At 45.7% G+C, this 25223-nt stretch carries 25 protein-coding genes; 10 read left to right on the forward strand and 15 right to left on the reverse strand.

The window, feature by feature from the left end; genetic code table 11:
• The first annotated feature begins 14 nt into the window (after nucleotides 1-14).
• Nucleotides 15-830 (forward strand): ABC transporter permease, encoded by an 816-nt coding sequence (locus MHN00_RS10155; RefSeq protein WP_014951006.1) that lies wholly within the window; start codon nucleotides 15-17, stop codon nucleotides 828-830.
• Complete coding sequence (locus MHN00_RS10160) at nucleotides 830-1498, forward strand: methyltransferase domain-containing protein (protein ID WP_014951005.1); 669 nt, start codon at nucleotides 830-832, stop codon at nucleotides 1496-1498. Before MHN00_RS10155 ends, MHN00_RS10160 begins: the two co-directional genes overlap by 1 nt.
• A gap of 96 nt (nucleotides 1499-1594) precedes the next feature.
• On the opposite strand, the gene MHN00_RS10165 is transcribed toward MHN00_RS10160, so the two are convergent.
• Nucleotides 1595-2326, reverse strand: a complete 732-nt coding sequence (locus MHN00_RS10165; protein ID WP_014951004.1) for an EAL domain-containing protein — start codon at nucleotides 2324-2326, stop codon at nucleotides 1595-1597.
• 563 nt (nucleotides 2327-2889) lie between these two features.
• Here MHN00_RS10165 and panP point away from each other — a divergent pair.
• A complete protein-coding gene (panP, locus tag MHN00_RS10170; protein ID WP_014977595.1) occupies nucleotides 2890-4524 on the forward strand; it encodes a pyridoxal-dependent aspartate 1-decarboxylase PanP in 1635 nt (544 codons plus the stop codon).
• A gap of 112 nt (nucleotides 4525-4636) precedes the next feature.
• On the opposite strand, the gene panC is transcribed toward panP, so the two are convergent.
• The 7 genes from panC to sfsA form a co-directional block, all read right to left on the reverse strand.
• Nucleotides 4637-5488, reverse strand: coding sequence for a pantoate--beta-alanine ligase (panC, locus tag MHN00_RS10175; protein ID WP_110289378.1), 852 nt, complete (start codon nucleotides 5486-5488; stop codon nucleotides 4637-4639).
• A gap of 11 nt (nucleotides 5489-5499) precedes the next feature.
• Nucleotides 5500-6294, reverse strand: a complete 795-nt coding sequence (panB, locus tag MHN00_RS10180) for a 3-methyl-2-oxobutanoate hydroxymethyltransferase (RefSeq protein ID WP_239301089.1) — start codon at nucleotides 6292-6294, stop codon at nucleotides 5500-5502.
• A gap of 57 nt (nucleotides 6295-6351) precedes the next feature.
• A complete protein-coding gene (gene folK, locus MHN00_RS10185; RefSeq protein WP_239301090.1) occupies nucleotides 6352-6849 on the reverse strand; it encodes a 2-amino-4-hydroxy-6-hydroxymethyldihydropteridine diphosphokinase in 498 nt (165 codons plus the stop codon).
• Nucleotides 6842-8161: a polynucleotide adenylyltransferase PcnB gene (gene pcnB / locus MHN00_RS10190; RefSeq protein WP_014950999.1), complete on the reverse strand. Its 1320-nt coding sequence runs from the start codon at nucleotides 8159-8161 to the stop codon at nucleotides 6842-6844. Before pcnB ends, folK begins: the two co-directional genes overlap by 8 nt.
• 98 nt (nucleotides 8162-8259) lie before the next feature.
• Nucleotides 8260-9183 carry a tRNA glutamyl-Q(34) synthetase GluQRS gene (gene gluQRS / locus MHN00_RS10195; RefSeq protein ID WP_239301091.1) on the reverse strand — a complete coding sequence of 308 codons (924 nt, stop codon included), beginning with the start codon at nucleotides 9181-9183 and terminating at the stop codon, nucleotides 8260-8262.
• Nucleotides 9184-9256: 73 nt separating this feature from the next.
• Nucleotides 9257-9706, reverse strand: coding sequence for an RNA polymerase-binding protein DksA (gene dksA, locus MHN00_RS10200; protein ID WP_014950997.1), 450 nt, complete (start codon nucleotides 9704-9706; stop codon nucleotides 9257-9259).
• 241 nt (nucleotides 9707-9947) lie between these two features.
• Nucleotides 9948-10664 (reverse strand): DNA/RNA nuclease SfsA, encoded by a 717-nt coding sequence (sfsA, locus tag MHN00_RS10205; protein WP_239301092.1) that lies wholly within the window; start codon nucleotides 10662-10664, stop codon nucleotides 9948-9950.
• Nucleotides 10665-10888: 224 nt separating this feature from the next.
• On the opposite strand from sfsA, the gene pepB reads away from it, so the two are divergent.
• Complete coding sequence (gene pepB, locus MHN00_RS10210; RefSeq protein ID WP_110289375.1) at nucleotides 10889-12172, forward strand: aminopeptidase PepB; 1284 nt, start codon at nucleotides 10889-10891, stop codon at nucleotides 12170-12172.
• Nucleotides 12173-12351: 179 nt separating this feature from the next.
• Here the strand turns inward: pepB and MHN00_RS10215 are convergent, their stop codons facing one another.
• Nucleotides 12352-12534 carry a hypothetical protein gene (locus MHN00_RS10215; protein ID WP_014950994.1) on the reverse strand — a complete coding sequence of 61 codons (183 nt, stop codon included), beginning with the start codon at nucleotides 12532-12534 and terminating at the stop codon, nucleotides 12352-12354.
• Between the two features lie 437 nt (nucleotides 12535-12971).
• On the opposite strand from MHN00_RS10215, the gene MHN00_RS10220 reads away from it, so the two are divergent.
• Together MHN00_RS10220 and MHN00_RS10225 are read left to right on the forward strand one after the other, a co-directional pair.
• A complete protein-coding gene (locus MHN00_RS10220; protein ID WP_239301093.1) occupies nucleotides 12972-13574 on the forward strand; it encodes a YhgN family NAAT transporter in 603 nt (200 codons plus the stop codon).
• Complete coding sequence (locus tag MHN00_RS10225) at nucleotides 13575-14153, forward strand: YjaG family protein (RefSeq protein ID WP_014977586.1); 579 nt, start codon at nucleotides 13575-13577, stop codon at nucleotides 14151-14153. It begins immediately after the preceding gene.
• A gap of 133 nt (nucleotides 14154-14286) precedes the next feature.
• Here the strand turns inward: MHN00_RS10225 and rsmD are convergent, their stop codons facing one another.
• Nucleotides 14287-14970: a 16S rRNA (guanine(966)-N(2))-methyltransferase RsmD gene (rsmD, locus tag MHN00_RS10230; protein WP_156087021.1), complete on the reverse strand. Its 684-nt coding sequence runs from the start codon at nucleotides 14968-14970 to the stop codon at nucleotides 14287-14289.
• Nucleotides 14971-15036: 66 nt separating this feature from the next.
• Here rsmD and ftsY point away from each other — a divergent pair, with 66 nt between their 5' ends.
• From ftsY to ftsX, 3 genes are read left to right on the forward strand one after another with little or no spacing between them, the layout of a single operon-like run.
• Nucleotides 15037-16548, forward strand: coding sequence for a signal recognition particle-docking protein FtsY (gene ftsY, locus MHN00_RS10235; protein ID WP_239301094.1), 1512 nt, complete (start codon nucleotides 15037-15039; stop codon nucleotides 16546-16548).
• Nucleotides 16549-16574: 26 nt separating this feature from the next.
• Nucleotides 16575-17288, forward strand: coding sequence for a cell division ATP-binding protein FtsE (gene ftsE, locus MHN00_RS10240; protein WP_049589056.1), 714 nt, complete (start codon nucleotides 16575-16577; stop codon nucleotides 17286-17288).
• Nucleotides 17285-18265, forward strand: coding sequence for a permease-like cell division protein FtsX (gene ftsX, locus MHN00_RS10245; protein WP_014950990.1), 981 nt, complete (start codon nucleotides 17285-17287; stop codon nucleotides 18263-18265). The genes ftsE and ftsX overlap by 4 nt, the downstream gene beginning before the upstream one ends.
• Nucleotides 18266-18362: 97 nt before the next feature.
• Here ftsX and MHN00_RS10250 read toward each other — a convergent pair whose 3' ends face one another.
• Together MHN00_RS10250 and MHN00_RS10255 are read right to left on the reverse strand one after the other, a co-directional pair.
• Nucleotides 18363-19598: an EAL domain-containing protein gene (locus MHN00_RS10250; protein WP_039226795.1), complete on the reverse strand. Its 1236-nt coding sequence runs from the start codon at nucleotides 19596-19598 to the stop codon at nucleotides 18363-18365.
• 196 nt (nucleotides 19599-19794) lie between these two features.
• Nucleotides 19795-21021, reverse strand: a complete 1227-nt coding sequence (locus MHN00_RS10255) for an EAL domain-containing protein (RefSeq protein ID WP_014950988.1) — start codon at nucleotides 21019-21021, stop codon at nucleotides 19795-19797.
• A 604-nt stretch (nucleotides 21022-21625) separates the two neighbouring features.
• On the opposite strand from MHN00_RS10255, the gene rpoH reads away from it, so the two are divergent.
• Nucleotides 21626-22480, forward strand: a complete 855-nt coding sequence (rpoH, locus tag MHN00_RS10260; RefSeq protein WP_014950987.1) for an RNA polymerase sigma factor RpoH — start codon at nucleotides 21626-21628, stop codon at nucleotides 22478-22480.
• 129 nt (nucleotides 22481-22609) lie between these two features.
• Here rpoH and MHN00_RS10265 read toward each other — a convergent pair whose 3' ends face one another.
• The 3 genes from MHN00_RS10265 to pip form a co-directional block, all read right to left on the reverse strand.
• Nucleotides 22610-23524 carry a bifunctional GNAT family N-acetyltransferase/hotdog fold thioesterase gene (locus tag MHN00_RS10265; protein WP_014950986.1) on the reverse strand — a complete coding sequence of 305 codons (915 nt, stop codon included), beginning with the start codon at nucleotides 23522-23524 and terminating at the stop codon, nucleotides 22610-22612.
• 115 nt (nucleotides 23525-23639) lie between these two features.
• The gene (gene dtd / locus MHN00_RS10270) at nucleotides 23640-24077 is read right to left on the reverse strand and encodes a D-aminoacyl-tRNA deacylase (protein WP_239301095.1); all 438 of its coding nucleotides are present in this window, start codon (nucleotides 24075-24077) and stop codon (nucleotides 23640-23642) included.
• The gene (gene pip, locus MHN00_RS10275; RefSeq protein ID WP_039226790.1) at nucleotides 24074-25051 is read right to left on the reverse strand and encodes a prolyl aminopeptidase; all 978 of its coding nucleotides are present in this window, start codon (nucleotides 25049-25051) and stop codon (nucleotides 24074-24076) included. The genes dtd and pip overlap by 4 nt, the downstream gene beginning before the upstream one ends.
• Between the last annotated feature and the right edge of the window lie 172 nt (nucleotides 25052-25223).

The following is a 25223-nucleotide window of genomic DNA, read 5'->3' on the forward strand; positions in this document are numbered from 1 at the left end:
TAAAGGTGAAAAACATGAAAACTGAAAGTACACAAATGAACACAGAAGAAAACGTGGGTTGGTTTAAGCAAAACTATGTGGCGCTAACCACTATTTGGATAAAAGAATGTACGCGCTTTTTGCGCATATGGGTACAAACCCTTGTGCCGCCAGCTATTACAATGAGTTTGTACTTCGTGATATTCGGTAGCCTCATCGGCAACCGTATTGGCGAAATGGGCGGCTTTACTTACATGGAGTTTATTGTGCCCGGCCTTATTATGATGTCGGTGATCACAAACTCCTACGCCAACGTGTCCTCTTCATTTTTTAGTGCTAAATTTCAGCGCAATATTGAAGAGCTGTTGGTGTCACCAGTACCCACTTCGGTCATCATTCTTGGGTATGTGGGCGGCGGCGTGGCCCGCGCCATACTGATAGGTATTATCGTTACCTTAGTGTCGCTGTTTTTCGTTGATGTTCAAATACACAATTTGGGCATTATTGCGCTCACGTTGTTACTCACTTCTACCTTGTTTGCGACTGCGGGTTTAATTAATGCGGTATTTGCGAAGACCTTTGATGATATTAGCGTGGTTCCAACGTTTGTATTAACACCGTTAACTTACTTAGGTGGTGTGTTTTATTCACTTACCCTATTGCCTGAATTCTGGCAGTGGGTGAGTAAGGCGAACCCTGTTGTGTATATGGTCAACGGGTTTCGTTATGGATTCTTAGGGGTCTCTGACGTAAATGTAACCTTGTCGCTTGCCTTGTTAGTGGGCTTTAATGCACTGCTATTTGGTGTGGCGTACTACCTACTTAAAACGGGTAAAGGTATTCGTAGCTAATGGCCAGCGGTAATTCTAGAGAAATCACAACATCGCAGGTAGGTATTCACGATAAGTTAGACGACTTAGTGAAAAAGTACCAAGCGAGTGAAAATAAGCGACCGATTAGCGACCATACACAAGCTGCGTTTGATGATGTCAGCGCGTGGCTTGATGGCTTTAGCGGCGAGATCATTTTAGATTCATGCTGCGGCGTTGGCGAAAGTACGGCGAATATTGCAAGAGCAAACCCCGATGCGCGTGTTATCGGTATCGATAAGTCGGCGCTGCGGGTGGATAAACATGAACATTACAGCGCACAGCAAGACAACTATCGGGTTATTCGTGCCGATGTGAACGACTTTTGGCGCTTAGTAAAGCAGTCTAATTGGAACGTGACTCAGCACTTTCTGCTGTATCCCAACCCCTATCCTAAAAAGACGCAGGTTCAAAAGCGCTGGCACGGTAGTGCGGCCATGGTGGACCTGATGGCGATCACTCCAAATATTGAAGTGCGTAGCAACTGGCTTATTTATCTAATGGAATTTGCGCAAGCGGCTAAACATTACGGCATGGTATCTGATTTATCTGAAGTCACTGGCGATGATCACATGACGCCGTTTGAGCGAAAGTACCGAGGGAGCGGTCAATCGTGCTGGCAGCTTAACTGCCGTAGCGAAGAAGGCTGAGTCTGCTATAGCAGCAAGAAATACTGAAAGCTGATAAAAGTGGGGTGAGATGAAAATCTCGCCCCGTTTGTTATTCAAATTCGTATAATTCGCTTGTTAATGGCGCGCAGTGGCACTTCGCACATTCGCCATAGGCGGACTAAACACATATCCCTGTGCATAACGAATGGGCAGGCGTTTTACGCGTTCTAGATGCGCCTCATCTTCTACGTGCTCGGCAATAGTGCTTACTCCATGGCGTTCACATAGCGACAGCAGATAGTCTACATATTCCCTCACTGCCTCTTGTTCGTCATAGTGTTTAATTAGCCCGCCAGCGAGCTTAATCCCCCGAACCGGCAAGTTCATAAGCGCTCGTATGTTACCTGGGCATGATCCAACGTTGTCGATGAAAACGCCCAGCCCCACATGCATGCTTTTTTCGATAAATGCGGTAAGGCTTTTCGGATTGGATAGGGCAGTAGAAGCACTCACTTCTATACTTACACGCTCCGGCGTGGGATAGCTTGCTAAATGGGTGATGAGGGTATTAGTAAGCTCTACATTGTGAAGGTCATTGGCAGTTATATTGATGTTCCAAGGGATATTAACGTCGTGAAAATAGCTGGCACATTGCACAAACATGCTCGCTGCAAGCGTATTTACGTGTTGTTCGCGCTCTATAAGGTAGAGAAATTCGCTAGGTAAAAAAGTCTTATCACCTCGGGTTATCAAGCGTGCCAGGCACTCGTAGCGCCATACTCCTTGGCTTTGTAAGTCAACGATGGGTTGAAAATAAGGCACGATATCATCGATAGAGAAATCCTCGGAAATTTCACGAATGGGCATAAACAGACCCCCTTGCTTTGAAGCAGTACTTTATCGCAGCGATGAATGCTTGAATGTGAGTTCAATGGCTACTTAGGCTCGCAATTAGAAGATGGAAAACCAATACGAGAGACTCGTGTTGGTACTATTCATAAATTAAATATAGTAGAGACTGATAAAATTTGCGGTACAAAATTCGGGGGAATTCGTTTAAATACGTGTGCAGAGTTAACCGCTTCATAAGTTTTTTGCATGTAATAAAACGTTAATAGTCGCTTAAATGCCGTGCGCTAACCCTTGGCGAGCATTGCAATCTGATGTAAAGTGCGACACCCTGAAAGTATTGTGATAAGTTTTCAGGTTTGGCAACGAATGGACCGCGTCAACGCGCATTAGCCCAGCCGATGTACCGTTAAGGGATATGTTGGATAAATAGCTGCACCAGTCGCAAAGTAATTGTGTCGAATGCTAGTTGGCTAAAAGGAAAAGTAAGTGTCAGGCCGGTGTCCTACAAAACCGCCTGTTGATTTCGCCCAATAAATGTAAGCGAAATGTGTGATTGTTTTAAGTATGAGGTGTGTTGAGTGGGTGAAGCGCAAGTTAGTTTAGAGCACCTGTTTAGGGTCTTTACCAAGCCTGAACACAAAGACTCAAAGCTGGCTCAAATAGAGCAGCATTTATCTGACAATATCTTAGATTTTTTGTCGCAGCACGTAGTGACAAAAAAGACGTCGTTAGAAGAAATTGAAAAAGACTTTTCAGACTCCAAGGTGCCTGAGTCACCCGAGTTTGTGTCTACTCATGCTGAAAGCTTGTTAGATAAGCTTGTTGCGCATTCAGTTAATACTTACTCGCCTACCTTTATTGGTCACATGACCTCAGCGTTGCCCTATTTTCACCTGCCGCTTTCTAAGTTAATGGTCGGGCTTAACCAGAACCTGGTTAAGATAGAAACGTCTAAAGCTTTCACGCCGCTAGAGCGTCAAGTATTGGGTATGATGCACAACCTTGTGTACGATCAGCCTCAAAGCTTTTACGACAACCATCTACACAGTGCCGCCCATTCTTTGGGGGCATTTTGCTCTGGCGGAACCATTGCCAATATCACCGCCTTATGGGTGGCACGCAACAAATTACTTGGCCCACAAAAAGGGTTTTCTGGCGTGGCAAAAGCAGGTCTAGCCGCTGCCTATCGTCACTACGACATTAACAATTTAGGCGTGATGTGCAGTAAACGTGGGCATTACTCGCTGTCAAAGGCAGTGGATGTATTGGGGTTAGGTCGCGAACAATTATTAACTGTGCCCGCGCCAAAGCAAACCCTAGATCCAGCAAAAGCCCTTCGCATTGGTAAACGTTATCAAGAGGAAGGCAATAAGCTTCTTGCTATCGTTGGGGTAGGCGGCACCACCGAAACAGGGCACGTAGACCCGCTAGACGAGCTTGCTGACGTAGCCAAAGAGTTAGGCTGCTGGTTCCATGTAGACGCAGCCTGGGGCGGCGCTACGCTGTTCTCGGCGCGCTATCGCGACAGACTAAAAGGTATTGAACGCGCAGACTCAGTGACTATTGATGCGCATAAGCAAATGTACGTGCCAATGGGCGCAGGAATGGCGCTTTTCAAAGACCCACAAAATGCCAATGCGGTAAGGCATCACGCGCAATATATTTTGCGTGCAGGCTCTAAAGACTTAGGTGCTACCACGCTTGAAGGCTCCCGAAACGGTATGGCCATGATGGTGTACTCGGCGCTGCATATATTCGGTCGCAAAGGGTACGAGCTACTTATTGATCGCAGCATTGATAAAGCCAAAGACTTTGCGCAGATGATTGATAAAGCCCAAGACTTTGAATTGACGACCACACCTATTCTATCACTGTTGACCTATCGCGTTTGTCCCGCTGAAGTGCAGGAAAAGCTGAAGCATGTGAATGCTAAAACCCGCAACGCTATTAATGAGAAGGTTGACGCCCTTGTTGTTGCGGTACAAAAGCAGCAGCGTGAAGCAGGTAAGTCTTTTGTGTCTCGTACTCGCCTGGAAGCGCCGGATTACCCTTCCCAGTGTATTACCGTGTTTCGCGTAGTGTTAGCGAATCCGCTTACTAGCCATAACGACTTGGCCGCAATTTTGGCTGAGCAACACTTAATTGCGAAAGAGACTCAGGCTTGGAAAGAGCTAATGGATTTCGTTCGCGAAACAGAAACCGTTGCGTCTTAAAGACTTCAGCAGCAACAAATAAAAAAACGCCCGATACAGGCTCTGTTTAGGAGTCATGCATCGGGCGTTTTCTTTTGTAGTTCGAGACTATCCGCGAGGATTGGTATTACGCTTAATCTCGCGTAATTTGCATATTATCAATTAAGCGCGTCTTGCCCATAAACATAGCAACAAGCAGAACTAATTCTTTGTCGCTATCGTTAGCTGGTTCAAAGGTGGCGGCGTTAACTACCTGACAGTAGTCCTTCTTAAAGCCTTTCGCTTCAAGGTTACTGACCATGGCATTTTCAAGCTGAACAAAGTCGGTGTTACCACTTTCTATGCCCGCTTTTAAGCGCTGCATTTCTGCAAAAATAGCACTCGCCGTCGCTTTTTCAGTGTCTGTCAGGTAGCCATTTCTAGAGCTCATTGCTAGGCCTGACGTCTCGCGTTCAGTAGAAACTCCGTGAACCTTCACTGCCATTGATAAATCGCGAGCTAACGCGCGAATAACTTGTAGCTGCTGGAAGTCTTTTTCACCAAAAAACGCATCGTCGGGCTGTACCATGTTGAAAAGCTTGGTCACCACGGTAGCGACGCCGCGAAAATGGCCAGGGCGACTGGCGCCACAGTGCGAGTCTGAAATACCGGGCACTTCAACGAACGTCTGCGCATCCAGACCTGCCGGATACATTTCCGCTACGCTAGGTAAAAACACCGCGTCTGCACCCACAGAAATAAGCTTAGCTTTATCTTCTTCGATAGTGCGTGGATAGGCGTCTAAATCTTCGTTCGCGCCAAACTGCATGGGGTTAACAAAAATGCTTACCACCACTTTGTCGTTGTGCGCTTTCGCTTTTTTAACTAGTTTAAGATGACCATCGTGCAGGTTGCCCATAGTGGGTACAAAACCTACGGTTTCACCATTACGTCGCCACGCGTTTACCGTGCTGCGTAATGCTGAAATACTATCAACCACCTTCATAATTTACCTCGTTACTCGAAGCTGTGTTCAGCCGATGGGAACGCACCGCTTTGCACATCTTCAATATATTTTGATACGGCTTTGCGCATATCGCCGGTTTCTACAAGGTAGTTCTTTGAGAACTTCGGCATATAGTTTGCGCTGATGCCAAACATGTCGTGCATCACCAGAATTTGACCGTCGGTATCATTGCCTGCGCCTATACCGATTACCGGTATGGTTAGGGCTTCGCTAACCGCTTTGCCTAGCGATGAAGGCACGCACTCAAGCACTAATAACTGAATACCGGCTTCTTCCAACGCTTTCGCTTCGCTAAGCAGTTTTTCAGCCTGGCTCGCTTCGCGGCCTTGTACTTTAAAACCACCGAATACGTGCACTGACTGAGGCGTTAAGCCTAAATGGCCACACACAGGGACGCCGCGCAGGTTTAAGCCTTTGATGGTGTCGCACAACCAGCTTCCACCTTCCATCTTAACCATACTTGCACCTGCAGCCATAAGCTTTGCTGCATTGGCGTAGGTTTGCTCAGGAGTGGCGTAAGACATAAACGGCATATCGGCTAATACGAAGGCGCGTTCAGTGCCGCGACGCACACTTTTCGTGTGGTAGGCAATGTCATCGATGGTTACCGGTAGGGTGTCGTCTTCACCTTGAAGGACCATGCCTAAAGAGTCGCCGATAAGAAGGGCGTCAACGCCTTGTTCGTCGAACATTTTGGCGAAGCTGGCGTCGTAAGCGGTTAAAGAGGTGATCTTTTCCCCGGCCTGCTTTTTCTTAAGCAAGCCCGATACAGTTACTTTCTTCATGACATGTCTCAGATTGATATTGTTGGTATCGTGTGGCGAACTATACGGATTTTGCCGCTAATTGGAAGAGCGCAGGCGACGAAGTCCATCCAGCGAGCAGTTAGCGACCCATGCCGAGATGGGTTTGCCATCGTGCATAACCATATTGGGCGCAATTTCAAACAGCGGCACCATAACGAACTCGCGTTCTGCCATGCCGTAATGGGGAATGATTAAGTCTGCGGTGTCGATAGTTTCGCTGCCGTACAACAAAATATCCAAATCCAACGTGCGTGGTCCCCAGCGCTCACCTTTGCGCTCACGGCCTTCTTCCAGCTCAATGCGTTGCAGCTGCTTCAATAAGCCGTGCGGCTTTAACAAGGTCTCAATTAAGCACACCGCGTTAATATAGTCAGGTTGGTCTTGCGGCCCCATCGGTTTACTAGAATAAAGTGAAGAGGTTTTAAGTACGCGGGTGTCTTCGATTTGACCTATCGCATCAAACGCGCGCTGGGCTTTTCCTTGGCTATCGCCGAGGTTGCTACCTACACCAATGTACACGTGCTCTTTATGCATCAGGACCTCGCTTCGCTGGTTTACGCTTGCGCTTACGCGGGGCACCTTTTGCGCCGCCTTCGCTTTTGCGAAGGGCGTTAAGCATGCCTTTCTGCTTACCGTTGTCAGCGTGCTGGAAGTGCGTCCACCACTGAGCTAGCTCTAATAGATCGCCACCTTCAATTTGGCCGCGGGCAAGTAAAAAGTCATAGCCAGCTCTAAATTTAGGGTGCGTGAGCAATTGGAAAGCGCGACGGCCAAAGCGCTTAGGTAGGCGTTGCTGTAAAATCCAGATGTCCCGAACCACGGTAGAGAAGCGTTTAGGGATCATAATACGTTGTGTTTGACGCGCGATGACCTCGCCTGACGCAATATTAAATGCATCATGAGCATTTAAGCCAGACTCGCTTTGTAAGCGTTGTGACTCTTCTTCAACCGGATACCAGAGTAGTGCGGCATAAAGGAACGCTGGCGTAACACGCTGGTCGCTATTAATGCGCTCGTCGGTATTGGCAAGTACACGACGTACAAACTGCATTTCACGGCTGTTTTCATCTTTCAAAAACGGCGTTAGCTGAGGGAACAAAGGCTCGATTAAGCCGTATTCGTGCAGCATTAAGAAAGTTTCTTCTCCCTTACCCGATAAAAACAGTTTAAGGGTTTCTTCAAACAAGCGCGCAGGTGGAATGTTCTGTAAAAGGTTTGCCAGAGATTTAATCGGTGCAGCAGTTTTTGCTTCAATGCGCATGCCAAGCTTAACGGCAAAGCGCACCGCACGTAACATGCGTACCGGATCTTCACGGTAGCGTGTTTCCGGGTCGCCAATAAGCTCAACTTCTCTTTTTTCTATGGCGGCTAAGCCATTAGCGAAGTCTTTTACCGTAAAGTCTGCCACGCTGTAATACATGGCGTTAAAGGTAAAGTCACGGCGTTCAGCATCTTCTTCAATGGTGCCAAATACGTTATCGCGTACTAATTGACCGTGAGCGTCGCGCTTTGCGACAGCCTTGCCCTTGGGAAGGTTTTCGTCTTCGTCAGTCTCTTGGTGGTGCCCACGGAACGTGGCAACTTCAATGATTTCACGGCCAAACACAATGTGGGCCAAACGAAAGCGCCTGCCGATAAGGCGGCAGTTTCTGAACAAGCCTTTAATTTGTTCAGGTGTGGCGTTCGTCACAACGTCGAAATCTTTTGGTTCGTGACCCATCAAAATGTCGCGTACACAGCCTCCTACCAAATAGGATTCGAAGCCAGCTCCATTAAGGCGATACATTACTTTCAATGCATTTGCGCTTACGTCTTCGCGAGATATACCGTGTTCTCCACGGGTCATAGTCCTTGGCTTTAAAGCGTTAGGAGACGAACTCTCTTTTGAAAAAGCGCGCTTAACAGATTTAAAAACACGATGAATGATGATGGTATCTCCGCAGACTATAAAGGTTCGCTATAATAAGTGGATTCATGCTGTGGAACAATAATTTCGGGTGTTTTCACTACTTTTTTCCTATCCCACATTGAAATAGCCGTCTTAAGCGCCGAATCAATATCACCAAATTCTGACGCATTTGGAAAGGAAAAGCCTAAAAAGTGCATCACACGCACGAGATTATCTAAAGCTGTTTCGTTTTTAACTGGCGCTGCACGGTTTTGTTTACTTAGTTTTCTGCCTGGTGCCACGGCAGCGACCGGCACGTGACCGTATTCAGGAGTAGAATAGCCCAGCGTGTGATATACGGCGCGCTGTAAAGGCGTGACATCAATTAAATCACACCCTCTAATGATATGGTTAACTTGCTGAAATACGTCATCTAAAATCACGACAAGGTTATACGAAAATAAGCCATCTCGTCGTTTCAGCACTACGTCTTCCGCTATTAAATCAGTACTTGAATTAGAGGGCATAACTTTGCCCATAAGCACGTCATCAAAGGCTTCAAGTTGCGTATCTACTTTTAAACGGACTGCACAATCCTGTGTGGTGGAGTGCACTGGCTCAGTTCGACAGTGGCCGTTATAAACACCGCCCATGGCTTTAATTTGCTTACGTGTGCAGGTACAAAAATAGGCTTTTTGTTGTGTAAGTAAGTCATCGAGAACCCCTTGATAACGGGCATGTTGTTGGCTTTGATAGATGACGTCGCCGTCCCAATACAGGCCGTGTGCTTCTAGGGTAGTGAGTATGTCTTTATCTACACCTTCAATACAGCGCGGCTCGTCTATATCTTCCATGCGTAGCAGCCATTTTCCGTTATGGCTTTTAGCATCTAGGTAGCTGGCAACAGCGGTAACTAACGAACCGAAGTGAAGTTGGCCGGATGGAGAGGGAGCAAAGCGCCCTACATAGTGGTTATGCATAATAAAGGCTTAACAAAAAGCCCCATCTTTTCGGGATGAGGCTTTCTATATCAACGTAATCGAGGCTAGTAACTTAACCTTGAAGTTGTTTTTCTTTAATTTCAGCCATGGTCTTACAGTCGATACATAAATCTGCTGTAGGACGAGCTTCTAAGCGACGAATACCAATTTCGATACCACATTGATCACAGAAGCCGAAATCGTCTTCTTCAATTCGCTTAAGCGTTTTTTCAATTTTCTTTATTAGCTTACGCTCACGGTCACGTGTACGTAACTCAAGGCTGAACTCTTCTTCTTGAGCTGCACGGTCTACAGGATCAGGGAAGTTTGCTGCTTCATCCTTCATGTGCGTTACTGTACGGTCAACTTCTTCACGAAGTTGATTGCGCCATGCTTTAAGCAATAGACGGAAGTGCTCCATTTGGGGCTCGCCCATGTACTCTTCGTCAGCTTTTGGCTCGTACGGCTGTAAACCTGCCAGCGCTAATAGTCCTAGGGATTTTGTTTCTTTTCCTGTTGGCATCTGCCACATCTCCTACACTACGACATCCATCTTGTCCTGATTGGACCGATATCTATATCAGACTCGACAACTTCAGGCAATCAATCGTGTCTATGTAATTATTATGCTGGTGTATTGCTTTCATAAATTAGCCAGGTGTTTTTTCATTTAGCCCGCTGGCTACCAGCAAACGCATTAGTGCGTTCTCCCACTAAAACAAGGCGCAAATATGAAGGCGAAATGAAAAAAATCAACCTATTTTTTATAAAATCAAAGGGAGTGTTTGATTTAATAGGATTTTTTGTTCGTCTATTATACAGCTTGCCGCCAAAACCGTTACGCCAGCGTTTGCGGCAATCTTTACGCTTTCTGCATAAGTTGGATCAATATGCTCGGCCACTTGTACACTTTCGATGGCGGTGTGTTGTACGCAGAATAATAGATTGGTTTTTATACCATTGTCAGATAAACGCGCAAGTTCTAAACAGTGCTTCGCGCCGCGTTGAGTGACTGCGTCGGGGAAGAACCCTTTGTTTTCATCCGCTAAGGTGACGGATTTAACTTCCATATACTCAGTAACACTCTGATGTTCAACATTTTTTCGGGTTAATGCAAAGTCGAACCGGCTATTGGCAGTTGGCGGTGTTACTTCTGCTTTCCAATCTGTGATGTCTGAAAATTCGCTTAGCACCTTGTTATCTAGCGCTTCCGCCACCAGTTTATTAGCATTGTGCGTATTAATGCCGATGAAGTGACCATCAAATGTTTGGGCTAGCTCCCATGTATACTTGAGTTTTCGATTTGGGTTGGTGGATTCACTTAAAAAGACAGTGTATCCAGGAACAGCGCAGCCAGTCATAGCGCCAGTATTTGGGCAATGTGCAGTTACAATAGTGCCGTCGTCTAACTCAACATCGGCAAGAAATCGCTTGTACCTTTTTATAAGGGTGCCGCGTAATAAGGAAGGTGAAAACTTCATGTGACGCCTTTTTTAGAATGTAGGTGAAAACACGTTAGTGTGTTTCGCTAATTGATATGTGTGCTTTTGAACGAGCACGTATAGCGTATGCGCTTAGCGAACAAAGCGTATGTGGTTAGCGAACAACAAGCGCAGTAAACAAGGCGCCAAAGAGTAACAAACATTTGTGCAAGCGCAAAAAGCGCTTTGCAATAATATAACGATGTAATAAGGAATAAAACGCGATGGCAGAATTTACCGTTAGCCTTTCTAGAAACAGTGCTGAAGCAGTGTGGGGCGAGAGTGCTAAGCTTTCTTTCACTGAATCAGGTGCAGTTATTCACCTGCCTGACGACAAGCTTAATGAGCGTTTAATTCAGCAAGCGGCAAGAAAGCTAGATGGCTTAAGCCTGCCAGCAGTTACGCTAAGCGGTGATTGGCACAAAGAGCAGCAGTGGGCTTTTGCACTTAGCTTCACGCGTGCCCGCAAACCAGCGTCAATAAAATGGGCCGAAACGGCTGACAAAGAAGCGCTAGAGCAAGAATATGCGGCGTTACTATTTACCCGTCAGCTGGTAAACGAAACACCTGAAGACTTAAGCCCTGAAACCTTAGCAACCCGAGCAGCACAGTGGCTTAAGTCACTGGGTGGTGACAAGGTAACCTACTCAATGACGGTAGGTGAAGATCTTAAAGAGCAGGGCTGGATTGGCATTTATAATGTGGGCCGCGGTAGTGAACGTCCGCCTGCAATGCTGGTACTTGATTACAACCCAACAGGTAATACGGATGCGCCAGTTGATGCCGTGCTAGTTGGAAAAGGCATCACCTTCGACAGCGGTGGCTACAGCATTAAATCAAGCGAAGGCATGTTAGATATGAAATGTGACATGGGCGGCGCAGCGACGGTAACAGGGGCATTAGGGCTATCTATTTCTCAAGGCAGTGAAAAGCGTATTCAGCTTATTTTGTGCTGTGCCGAAAACCTTATTAGCGGTCACGCTTATAAGTTAGGTGATGTGCTTACCTATAAAAATGGGGTAACCGTTGAAGTGGTTAATACCGATGCTGAAGGACGTTTAGTGTTGGCTGATGGCCTTATGGCGGCAACAGAGACGGGCGCACCGCTGATTATTGATGCAGCAACACTAACCGGTGCTGCAGTGGTTGCACTGGGTTCTGATTACCATGGCGTATTCTCGTTAGATGATAATGCCCGCGAACAAATGCTTAAAGCAGCAAAGGCAGAAAACGAACGTTTTTGGCCGCTACCACTTGAAGATTTCCACGCAGAGCGCTGTCCATCGGCGTTCGCAGATACAGCAAACAGTCGCCCGATGAAAGGTGGCGGTGGTGGCGGTGCATCAAACGCTGCGGGCTTCTTATCACGCTTTGTTAAGCCAGAAGGCTGGGTACATTTGGATTTAGCCGCTGCTTACCATGGCGGGGCAACATCTGAAATGCCGGTAGGGGCAACAGCGAAAGGTATTCGCTCAATTGCGAGAATGCTGAAAGACTTCAGTGCATAAATAAAATAGCGTTCGACGCCCTAACGGCTGTCGAACGCTGCTCTATTTTTAAACGTCGCACGTTGTGCCACGTGGATGTGTAGAGGCAAAGCGAATAACGTTACTTGAACTAACGTCGCTTCGCGCAAAAAAATAAAAAGGGCGTGACTTTGCAAAAAATCACGCCCTTATTCTGTAAATTAGATCCCGCCTAAACGCTCAGCTAGCGTTTTATAGCGTTCAACGTCGCCACTGTCGAAAAGTGGGTTACCGTCGGTGTCTTTATCTTTCGAAACCAAAAGGCTTTCACGCTCAAGGCGCTCTACGCGCACTTCTTGTACGCCAAGAAAAGCAGCCACTTCTTTAACAGTCATCAAACTCATTGCAATATTTCCTATTTTTGGTTGTTCTTATTGAGGATTAACAGGTTCCAACGCCGAACAATGCGCAGAACAAAACGTTAAACAAAATGATGTTACCCACTATTACATCAAAAGCTCTGGAGATAAGACATTATCCAAAAGGTGTAGAAAAAGCCAATTGGGCTGTTTGAATTCTGACCGTGAATAAGGCGAAAACACCGCTTAGAAATGACAAACACTTCTCCCTACGCTTTAGTAAAGCGCACTTTCGTTATTTTTCGAGTATTTTTTGCAGGCTCTAGATAAATGAAAAACAATCATGCCTTAAAAGGTGTTTTTAACTAAGTCAGCTTGGTTTACCATTGCGCGCCTAAAACGACCATCTGTAAGAACTTTGAGTTATACTCAATGGTTTACGCGCAAACGGGCTTAGCCTCACAACCGGAGACAGTAAAAAAATGGATACTTGGTCTGCTGCCATCATGCTCTTTTTGATCATGGATCCCTTAGGTAACCTCCCTGTGTTCATGTCGGTACTCAAATCGATAGAACCAAAGCGTCGTCAAGTCATCCTAATTCGAGAATTATTATTTGCTCTTGGCATCCTGTTTCTCTTTTTGTTCAGTGGCCAATCGGTTCTCAATTTTCTGAACGTGGAACAAGAGACAGTAAGTATCGCTGGGGGAATTATTCTGTTCCTTATTGCGCTTAAAATGATTTTTCCATCATCTGGTAACCCCAGTGGATTAGCTGTAGGTGAAGAACCTTTTCTAGTACCTCTAGCTATTCCTATGATAGCGGGCCCTTCAACGCTGGCTGCGCTTATTCTTCTTGCCAACCAAGCGCCAGACAGAATGGCTGACTGGTCGATTGCGCTTGCGGCTTCATGGTCGATAAGCGCAATGATCTTACTATTTTCAAATGTGTTCCATAAAATTCTGGGGGAGCGCGGTCTAGTTGCGATGGAGCGATTAATGGGTATGATCCTAGTTATGATTGCTATCCAAATGTTGCTGGATGGCGTTACCCAATATTTCATGCATGCCACTGGAGCCCTTTAAATGGCAAAGCAAAAACTTAATACCTTTGGGCGCGTTCGCGCCTTGGAAGGCTGGAAAGCCGTTGCATTCGGTGCTGCATTACTTGAGCGTATGCTACCCAACTACACGCTTTTCTGTGAATTAACGGAAAGTGGTGATGCAAGCGCATTGCGCAACTGTTTGAATTTGGTGTGGGAAACGTTGAAATCACCCAAGAGCAAATTCAACATTGCGGTACAGCTTGAGAAAGTTGAAGTGGCTACACCTGATACCAGTGAGCATGACAACTATGGCGTTTATCCAGCAATTGATGCAGCTATTGGTCTAGCTGGTTTGCTAAATTTGATGGCAGGCGACGATCCGCAAGGCGCAGTGGTCATCAGCAAGTTATCGCAAGGCAGCGTAGAAGCCTATTTGCTAGAAAGCGAAGAAGCCGATGACGAGACTGTAAAAGGGCATCCGCTGATGGAGTTTGAAGTTGAGGTACAAAACGAATTGCTTGATTATGTAGAGCAAGCCAAATACCCAGCGAAAGCGGCAGATGAAATGAAAGCACTTGCCTTGGAAGCTGGAATCTCCAATATTGGTCTTGAGCTTTAATGATAACGCAACTTGATCTTGCTTAGGTAAAACGAGCAACAGATCCTTAGCTCTTATGCTCAATAAAAGCCGTGTACTTAGTTAAAGGTCACGGCTTATCTCTCCTCAATTGAGGCACTTCAATCGTTATCAATCAACATATCTCAATTAGCATATAGCGCAGCGCGCTAGTTTGTTTGTCTTTAATAATTTGCCAATGGGCGGGGAGAGCGGGCGTTGTTAGCGCACTTTCGTGCTCTAAATACACCACGCTACCACTATGAACAAGTTTGTTATCTTCTAGCGCAGCCAGCGTAGGTGCTACCAATGATTTCGCAAAAGGCGGATCGACAAAAATAATATCGTAAGGCGCTTGGCTGATGCCTTTTAAAATACCTAGTGCGTCCCCTTGATGAACGGTTGCTGACGCCAGTTCATTTGCTTTTAATAAGGTAAGATTACTTTTAAGCTGGCTTGCTGCCTGTTTATCCAGCTCTATAAAATCACAATGTGCTGCATAGCGAGACAGAGCTTCTAAACCTAGTCCACCAGAACCCGCAAATACATCCAAGCAGCGTGCATCGTTTATGTACGGCATTAACCAGTTAAACAAGGTTTCTTTGTTTCTGTCTGTAGTCGGCCTTAACCCTTCTGCATTTAGTACGGGTAACTTTCTACCACGCCATTGGCCACCGATAATGCGTATTTGCCCAGGACTATTTGTGCTTTGGGTTTTCCCTGATTTTTTCCCTTTTTGGGATGAATAAGGTTTTTTTGCAGAAGATGGTGCCCGAGTAGGGCGAGAAACTCGCTTCATAGTGGCTGACAATGGTATCATGCGTTCATACATTAGGCGGCAAGTGTAGCCGAAATTGCTAAGAATTTATAAGGATTTGTCCTAACGATGTCGAAACTTTTTGGCTGGTTCAGTAAGAACAAAAAAGCAGAGAAACAAAAAGCCCAAGCGGAAGAAGAAGCTCGCTTAAAGGCAGAGGCTGAAGCAGAGGCGAAAGCCAAAGCGGAAGAAGAGGCCCGCGCAAAGGCGGAGGCTGAAGCGCAGGCGAAGGCTAAAGCGGAAGAAGAAGCGCGCGCTAAGGCAGAAGCTGAAGCACAGGCGAAGGCTAAAGCGGAAGAAGAGGCCCGCGCTGAGGCAGAGGCTGAAGCACAGGCGAAGGCACAAGCGGAAGAAGAGGCCCGCGCTAAGGCAGAAGCTGAAGCACAGGCGAAGGCTAAAGCGGAAGAAGAGGCCCGCGCAAAGGCAGAGGCTGAAGCGCAGGCGAAGGCTAAAGCGGAAGAAGAGGCCCGCGCAAAGGCAGAGGCTGAAGCACAGGCGAAAGCCCAAGCGGAAGAAGAGGCTCGCGCAAAGGCAGAAGCTGAAGCACAGGCGAAGGCTAAAGCGGAAGAAGAGGCTCGCGCTAAAGCAGAAGCACAGGCTAAAGCCAAAGCCGAAGAAAAGCCTAAAGAGAAAAGGTCGTTATTTGCACGTTTAAAAGAAAGCCTATCTCGTACAAAAGAAAACCTAGGCAGTGGTATTGTTAGCCTGTTTAAAGGCAAAACCATCGATGATGAGCTGTACGAAGATCTTGAAACACAACTGTTAGTTGCTGACGTGGGCATGGATACTACGCAAAAAATCATCGATCACCTAACCGACAGTGCTTCTCGAAAAGATCTAAAAGATGCCGAAGCTTTGCTGGACATCATGAAGCAACAAATGTCGGGCATGTTGTCTCAAGTGAATCAGCCTCTGTCAGAAGTGATGCAGGCTCATGATTCCAGTGAAGGTCCATTCGTTATCTTAATGGTTGGCGTAAATGGCGTAGGTAAAACTACAACTATTGGTAAGCTAGCTAAGCAGTTCCAGCAAGAAGGTAAGAAAGTGATGCTTGCTGCGGGTGATACCTTCAGAGCGGCGGCGGTTGAACAGCTTCAAGTATGGGGCGAGCGCAACGATATTCCGGTTATCGCACAGCACACTGGCGCTGACAGTGCATCGGTACTTTACGATGCACTAGAAGCAGCGAAGTCGCGCGGCACAGATATCCTTATTGCCGACACGGCAGGGCGCCTGCAGAATAAGAACAACTTGATGGAAGAGCTTAAGAAAGTGGTTCGCGTAATGAAGAAAATTAATCCGAATGCGCCTCACGAAGTTATGCTTACATTGGATGCAGGTACAGGGCAAAACGCTATTAGCCAAGCCAAGTTGTTTAATGAAGCCGTGGGCTTAACAGGCATCACGCTTACCAAGTTAGACGGTACAGCGAAAGGCGGCGTTATATTCTCTATTGCCGATAAGTTTAAAATTCCTATAAGGTATATAGGTGTTGGCGAAAGCATTGATGATTTACGCCAGTTTGACGGACAAGAATTTATTGATGCGTTGTTTAGCGAAATGGACACACCTGAAAGCTAAAACCAGCAAAGCGGTAGGGAAAAATAATGATAAAGTTTGAGCAGGTAAGCAAAACCTATCCGGGCGGACAACGTGCGCTAAGCAAGGTGAATTTTCATATTGCGCCGGGTGAAATGGCCTTTTTAACAGGGCATTCTGGCGCAGGAAAAAGCACGCTACTTAAACTTATCAGCCTAATGGAGCGCCCAACAGTAGGGCGCGTTCTTATTAATGGCCACGACCTTAACGCCATTACCCGTCGAGATATTGCCTATATACGCCGCGATATCGGCATGATCTTCCAAAGTCACCAGCTGCTGATGGACAAGTCGGTTTTTGACAACGTGGCATTACCGCTAGTCATTGAGGGTTACACCCACAAAGAAATTCGCAAGCGCGTAGAAGCTGCGCTTGAAATGGTAGGGCTAAGAGATAAAGCGCGTTGCCTGCCTATTACGTTGTCTGGTGGTGAGCAGCAGCGAGTGGGGATCGCGCGAGCAGTAGTAAATAAACCCCCGTTACTGCTGGCAGACGAACCGACCGGTAACCTCGACCCCAAGCTTTCTATGGAAATTATTCGTCTTTTCGAAGACTTCAATCAAGCGGGCGTGTCAGTACTTATTGCAACCCATGATTTAGGGCTGATTGCTCGCATGCGTTATCGCACGCTGACCCTCAAAAATGGTCAAATGATCACCGATGGCCTTACTGATGATCTTGATGGCACAAGTTCAGCCAGCAGTGAAGGAGACTGGTCATGAGTATTTTGTTTAAAGGGCGTGCAAAAGGGGCGTCTTCTGCCAAAGTGGGCTTTATTCAATCTATTGTGATGTTCTTTGTCAGCCATGTGCGCCAAGCGCTGGCGAGTCTTGGAGAGCTGTGGCGTCAGCCGCTGGCATCTTTAATGACTATTGGGGTACTAGGCCTGAGTATTACGCTACCTAGTACGCTTTATATCATGGTGAAAAATACTGAGAAAATTACAGCAGGCTGGGATCAGGCGTCAGAAATATCTCTGTTTTTAAAGCCAGATATCAACGCGGCAAGTTCGCAACAGCTGGTGGCACGATTAAACAGCTGGTCTGAAATAGACAGCGTTGTTTATATTCCAGCGGATGATGCGCTTAAAGAATTTCAGCACTTGTCAGGATTGGGCGATGCCATCGCCTATCTAGAGAAAAACCCACTGCCTGATGTAGTGCTAGTAACGCCAAACGAAAAACACGCGTCACCGACGGCAGCCAAAGCACTGCTAGATAAGCTGCGACAGCAACGTGAAGTTGATATTGGCAAACTGGATATCGAATGGTTAGAGCGACTATATGCCGTTATCGATATTGCTAGAGACTTGGTTACGCTAATAGGATTACTACTTTTCATCGCCGTTGTACTAATTATTGGTAACACCATTCGTCTGAATATTTTGAACAAGTATGACGAAATCGTAGTGATGAAGCTGGTTGGCGCAACAGATGCGTTTATCCATCGTCCGTTCTTATATACAGGCTTCTGGTATGGCCTATTGGGCGGACTAATGGCATGGTTTGCCGTTATTATCATACTATGGTGGATGGATAGCAGCATCACTACGTTTGCCGCTATGTATCAGAAGGATTTCAACATTACCGGATTAACCGGTTCTGCATTGCTGACAATGCTGGGACTATCTGTGCTGCTCGGTTTACTGGGCTCACTTATCTCTGTGCAGCGTCATGTAAGGGAAATAGAGCCCAAGTAATCGTAGACGTGAGTATACTTACACGCCTACAGTGCGAAATATATAAGTCACTGTATGACGTTATTGGCGGTAAGTAGGCGTGTTCTTAGTTTTGTACTTAAGCTATCGCACGGGGGTAGTGTGAGGAGATAGCGCTGCGTACTCCATTGCCCCAAATGATGGCTTGGTTATACAGCATATGCAGCTGCTTCTGGTCAATATTGAGCACTTTAGCTTGTTTTATGACATTCATCCAAAGGGCGCTTTCAAAGGCGCGAACCAAAGTCATATAGCTGTTCATTTCTAAGTTCTTGCCAAGTAGTGCATCGTTAACCTCATCGGAAAGCGGCAGCTGCTTTACAATGTCTGTCATAGACTGATCAAGTAACCCTTCAAGAAGCGAAAATAAACCAACCAAAAAGGAGATGGGCGGATTATTTCTAAGACCTCTACGCTCAGCAAGTAAGTCGAAAAACTTAGCGCGAACTAACGACATATGAATGATTTCAAGGGGCTTTTCATCGCCTAAGTTCGTTAAACTTAACAAAGCGATGAATTTCTTAATCTCTACTTCACCCATGTAATTAAGCGCGTGCTTTAGTGATGTAATTTTGTAACGCTTATTAATAGTGGGGTTATTGATAAACTTCAGCAATAAGAAGCTTAAGGTGGCGTCTCGCTCTATAATTTGGCTGATACGGTCTATGTCAAAGTCGCTGCTAGAGCTTTCGCCCATCAAATCAACAATGTTCATTTTAGACGCAGGAAGCTGTCGTAGAATACGTGCTTCCGGTTGCGAGAAAAAATAACCCTGGAAGAAGTCGAAACCCAAATCTACGCACGTTGAAAAATTATCTTGCGTATCAACCTGTTCCGCCACTAATTGCACGTTCGCATCGTGATAGCGCGGAATGTGCTTTTCAATGGTTTCAAAGCGGGTTTTTGTCACATCGACTTTCACAATATCGATAAGAGGAAATATGTCGTGTTTTGAACCCACCATCATGGGATCATCGATAGCTAGCTTAAAGCCAAGTTGCTTTATGTGCTGGCATGCTTCGAATAGTCCGCTGGTGTTGTCGGATGGATCAGCCAGTTCAACCACTACCGACTCAGGGTTAAGCGATGTAGGAAAGCGCGAAATAATTGTATCTGACGAGAACGTGATAAAAGACGTTTTTTCGCCGCTGATATCATCAAGCCCAAGTGGATGGAAGTGCTCAGAAATATACTTAGCTTTCTCTTCGTTATGTTCCGGATAAGCACCAGACTTGCCATCTCTGAACAGAAGCTCATAGGCGAAAACACTTTTGCTTTTATCTAAAATAGGCTGGCGAGCTATAAACGCGAACATAATCTATTCCTGATACAACACGGTTAAGGTTATTTTTATTGTTATATTTAGAGGCTTAGCTAGCGCTACGTCACACGCTAAGGTTAGGTGTTCTTTAATGTGTCATCCAAAAGAACTGACCCTAGTCTATGATATGTAAGCGCAATCTAACAACTATTCAACGATTAATTTCACATCAACTGGCGTAATCGTAGGCTTAGTTGTCGTTCAAAGCGGCCTTATGAATGTGTTTAGCCCACTTTATCGCTTCGTTGTAATAACTATGCAGAAGACTCTGTTTAACACCATACTTTGTTGCGAATTGCTGAATGCCCGTCCATTTAGCTCTTTCAAAGAATTGTGACAGCGTCAGGCAGTTGCGAAGCACACCAGGGCTTCCGCACAGGGCATCTTTAACGTCGTCACTAATTGGAACCTTGCTGACCAAATCGTCAATTCGCTGTTCCATCATGGCATCAAGCAAAGAAAGCAGGCCAGTAAGAAAACCTTTTAACGGGTCATCGGCACCTTTAAGCTGGGTGTAGACCAGTTCACAGAACTTTGCGCGAACAAGCGCCATTTGCATTAGCTCAGTAGGCTGACCATCGCTTAGGTTTGCAAGAGCCAGCAGTGATATGAACTTCTTCACTTCTACTTCGCCCATAAAGGTTAACGCGTGTTTAAGTGACGTTATTTTATGTCGCTTGTTGACCAGAGGATTGTTGATAAACCGCAGCAGCAAGTAAGTAAGCGAGGGATCTCGTTCAATGATTTTGTTTACTTCATCGAAATTAAGTTTTGCTTGGCTACTTAGCGTAAGTAACTCCATCATGGTTAGGCTGCTGGGCCCTAACTTTCTGTGCCTTACAATTTCGGGTTTAGCTAGAAAGTATCCTTGGAAATAGTCGAAACCCATATCTTTGAATTTATTGAATTCTTCATAGGTCTCAATTTTTTCTGCAACCAACTGTATTTTGTTCGATTTGAAGCGTTCGACAAGGGCGGGAATTTTTTCGTGGGGGATCTCTGTAATGTCAATTTTGACTATGCTGGTAAATGGAATGAATGCTTCCCACTTCCCTTTCATGTCGTAGTCGTCAAGAGCAATAGGATAGCCAAGACCTCGAATATGTTTGCAAGCGGCTACCAGCGCATCATCAACGTCAACGGTTTCTACAATCTCAATGACCACTTTGCTTGCATCCAGAGAGGTCGGAAAACGAAACATAAGTGTGTCGCGGTGAAAGTTGATGAAGGCTTTCTTATCTCCGGTTATCTCCTCAATACCTAAGCTTAAATGGGTAGAGGTAAGAATTTTCGAGGTAGCCTCGTCAGGAGGTATATCGGGAAAGCAGTTATCTTCTCCAACACGAAAAAGTAGTTCGTAGGCGTAAACTTCTCTGTTTACATTAAATATGGGCTGTCTAGCGACGTAAGCAAACATCAAGATCCTCTTTGCTTCACTTGCCTTACTCCTTTCCTTAAGTATTTCCCTTCCAGTCTTTTATAATTGTTGTCTGGAAAATGCTGTACAGCGGTTGTAGTGCAAAATCGATTAATTCAATCTATTATTTTCAGTTTCCACCCAGAAAAGCAAGGTATAAGATGACATATACAAGGTTTATATACTGTAGTGACGCGTAGGCACCTTGCTGACTTATCTTAGAGATAGTGGAAATCTTATGTTTCGGGTAACTAGCGTGTAATAAATAAGCGTTGGATTTCATACCAGTGAGATTAGCCTTCACTTTGGTATGTGTAATTAAAGTATAATGATGTAGTGGTTGAATGACCGACCCAAAGGCACGACGCCAGAAAGTGCAGCGTGTCATTCGATGTGAAGTCGATAGTCTAGACTTAGTGTTTGCGGTGAATGCATTCGTAAATGGACCGCAAGCTTAAGAGTTGAACTTTTTTTCTTAATTTAGGTCTTGATATTGTAGAAATAGTCACTATACCTACATATCGGTTAGACTTCATATCTTAATTAGGTCTCGCGCAGCTTCGGTTACTTTGCTAATATGAAGCGGCAATAAATGAGGTGAACAATGAGCAACAATTTGCAATCTATGGCCCTGTCAGTGCCACACAGCGGTAGCATTGAAGGCTACATCCAAGCTGTAAGCAGCATTGATATGCTTAGCGCTGAGGAAGAGCGCGAGTTGGCAGTGCGCCTTCGCGAAGACGAAGACTTACAAGCCGCTCGTAAGCTAGTAATGTCACATCTTCGTTTTGTAGTGCACATTGCAAAATCTTACTCAGGTTATGGCTTACCACAAGCCGACTTAATTCAAGAAGGTAACATCGGTCTGATGAAAGCCGTTAAGCGTTTCGACCCAACAGTGGGCGTACGTTTGGTTTCTTTCGCGGTACATTGGATCAAAGCAGAAATTCATGAGTTTGTACTTAAAAACTGGCGAATAGTGAAAGTTGCGACAACCAAAGCGCAGCGCAAACTGTTCTTTAACCTTCGTAAGGCGAAGAAGCGTCTTGGTTGGTTTACTCATGACGAAGTGCAAACAGTAGCGAACGAATTGGGTGTGAGTACAAAAGAAGTGCTTCAAATGGAAGCGCGTATGAGTTCTCAAGACCAAGCGTTCGATTTAACTGCGGACGAAGATGAAACAGGCAATTTTGCGCCAGTTCAGTATTTAGAAGACAAATCTTCAGATGTTGAAACTGACGTAATCAACAACGACTGGGATACAGCGGCGAGCAAGCGCTTGTACTCAGCGATTAAAACGCTAGACGAGCGTAGCCAAGATATCATCGAAACTCGTTGGTTAGCAGACAACAAGATTACTCTGCAAGACTTAGCTGATAAATATCAGGTTTCTGCAGAGCGTGTTCGTCAAATTGAAAAGAACGCGATGAAAAAGCTTCAAGCAGCTATGGTCGCGTAGTACACGCAGTGCATAGCTTACAAATAGCTTAACGACGAAAAAAGCGCCTTAACGGCGCTTTTTTTATGAGTGGATTTTTGTTCTTAGTGACGGCTCGTACGAATTAGTGATGATCGCTAATCCGTAACGCTACTCTTCTTCATTTTTAGAGGGAGGAAGCACGTAGAATACCCCTTCAAATTCCGCCACAGGGGTGTCGCCATCTAAAATTGCCACACTCAGCTCAAACCTTGCCTTGTTGTCGTTCTCTAGCGGCTTGAATTTTCCAGACAAGGTTTCAATATTACAGATTGCCCTTGGTTTCATCGTGATGGGTTTGTGGTAATGGATATCACCATCGCCCAATACAATGTCACCGTCTAATCCACGCTCTTTAAGCTGCAAGTAAATCATGCCCCAGCCAGTTAGTGTAGCTAGAGAAAAAATACTGCCAGCAAACATAGTGCCGTGAATATTGATGTTTTTGTTTAATGATGCACGGGTTTCAAGCGTGCGGCCTGTGTACTGGTAAAGCTTAATTCCCATGTGCTCGGTAATGGGAATGGTCTCAGACCATGTCTCTTGCAGCGATTTACACCACTTAGGGTGAAGTACCAATGTGTTGTTTTCAGTGAACTTCTTGACCATTTGTTGACGTTTAAGCATGCCTAGCTCGTTAGGCGCTTCACGCTCAACTTCAAAGCCACATGCGCTAAAAAAGTCGATAGATATTTCGCGGCTGTTCGTTACAGCGCGCTCGGCGCCCAAGTCTTTCGCAACGTTTTCTAGTGCGGCCATGATCATTTGGCCTAAGCCCTTGCGTTGATGGCCTGGGTGAACCGCAATGTGACGAATTTGTGCCTCTTCGGCTGTGTTCAAATGAACACGGCCGCAAGCTACAATTTCGCCATTTCGGTTAGTAATAATACGGTGCTCTGCGACTTGCTCATATTCGTCTTTTTCAGAACCTGGAGGGAAATTCCATGGCTGGCGTAAGTGTTCCCACCGAAAATGAAAATAGGCTTCAAACTCGGCATCGCTTTTTGGTGTGACTACCTTGTACACAATAAACCGGCCTTCTTAAATGAATGAACGAGTATTTAAACGTAAGAATACATGAGGTACAAGCTTAATTATGTAAGCAAGTTTGGGATGCTGACGAAGCGTACGATTTTACCCGCTAAACGCTAAATTGAAAGGTGACGGGGCCGTCATTAATTAGGCCTACTTGCATATCAGCGCCGAACTCGCCGGTGGCCACCACCATACCTTTATCTTTTAGAGACTGAACGAACTTTTCATAAATGGCTTGGCCGTGTTCTGGCGATGCACCGCGTGAAAAACCAGGACGATTACCTTTCTGCGTATCGGCTACGAGTGTGAACTGAGAGACCACCAGTATTTCGCCTCCCACTTGCTCAACATTTAGATTCATTTTTCCGTCTTCGTCACTGAACATGCGATATCGACAGAGCTTATTTGCTAGTTTCTCAATCTCCGCGTCACCGTCTTCTTTCTCTACACCCAAGAGCACCAGCATGCCTTTACCAATTTCGCCGATAACATTACCGGCAACGGTGACATTGGCTTCCGATACGCGTTGAATTAGTCCTATCACTTTGACGACTCCTGAATAAAGCGAGACATGTCGCGGGTAGCACGGCAGAGCGCGTAACCTATACTAGGCTCGGAAGTACTGTGCCCCGCGTCGGGGATAATTTGTAGCTGACTTTGAGGCCACGCTTTGTGAAGTGCCTCCGCCGCTTCTGTTTTGCAGATCATGTCGTAACGACCATGTACAATTGTTCCAGGAATATGACTTATTTTACTAATGTTTTCAAGAATATAGTTTTCATCTAGGAAGCATTGGTTAGATAGGAAATGGCATTCCAATGTGGCTAGACAGGTGACCAGCTGCATAGGGTAATTAGTTGTCGAATCACCCACACCAGGTGGTAGAGTTATACGAGAAAGTCTCTCTTCCCATTGGTACCATCTTTTAAGCGCTGAATGTCTTAGTACATCATTGCTAGAACGCACCATTGCGCTATAGAAATCACACACTGAATTAGAGGTCACAGGCTTAGGCACATCTTTTGTAAATTTCCGGTAATACTCGGGAAATAACTGAGCTGCACAGCCATTTGGCGATAAAAACCAATCCCTGTCTTCCTGTCGAGCTAAAAATACGCCACGTAGAATGAGTCCTGTCACTCGCGGTGTGTACTTTAACGCGTAGAGCAGGGCGAGTGTCGAACCCCACGAACCGCCAAACAAGAGAAATTTTGGAATTGAAAGGTGTGTACGTAATGCTTCGATATCTTCAACATTCGACCACGTGTCGTTATTTAGCGTGTCAGCTATAGGCGTAGAGCGGCCGCAACCACGTTGCTCATAGCCGATAATGCGATACTTATTGCTGTCAAAAAAGCATTTGTAATTAGGGGGTAAGCCTGCACCTGGACCTCCGTGAATAAAGAGTACGGGGATGCCGTTTGGATTACCACTTTGCTCGAAGTAAAGCGAATGCCCACTTCCCACTTCGATAAATCCATTTTCATAGTAGGTAACATCGGGGTAAAGTCGTTTCATTTTGTTTCTGCGCGTTGTGTGAGTGCCTGTTTTAGTTTAGTTTATTGTTATACAAACGGTTGCGTGCTGACTGCTTCAACGCTGTTTATGCTTGTAAAATAAGCGATAAATCTTAAGTGTATACTATAGAACAAGTGTCATTACGTGCTAGCTAATCATATTATAGTCATAA

Source organism: Alteromonas sp. Cnat2-8, from assembly GCF_022348355.1.
Lineage (GTDB): Bacteria > Pseudomonadota > Gammaproteobacteria > Enterobacterales > Alteromonadaceae > Alteromonas > Alteromonas macleodii.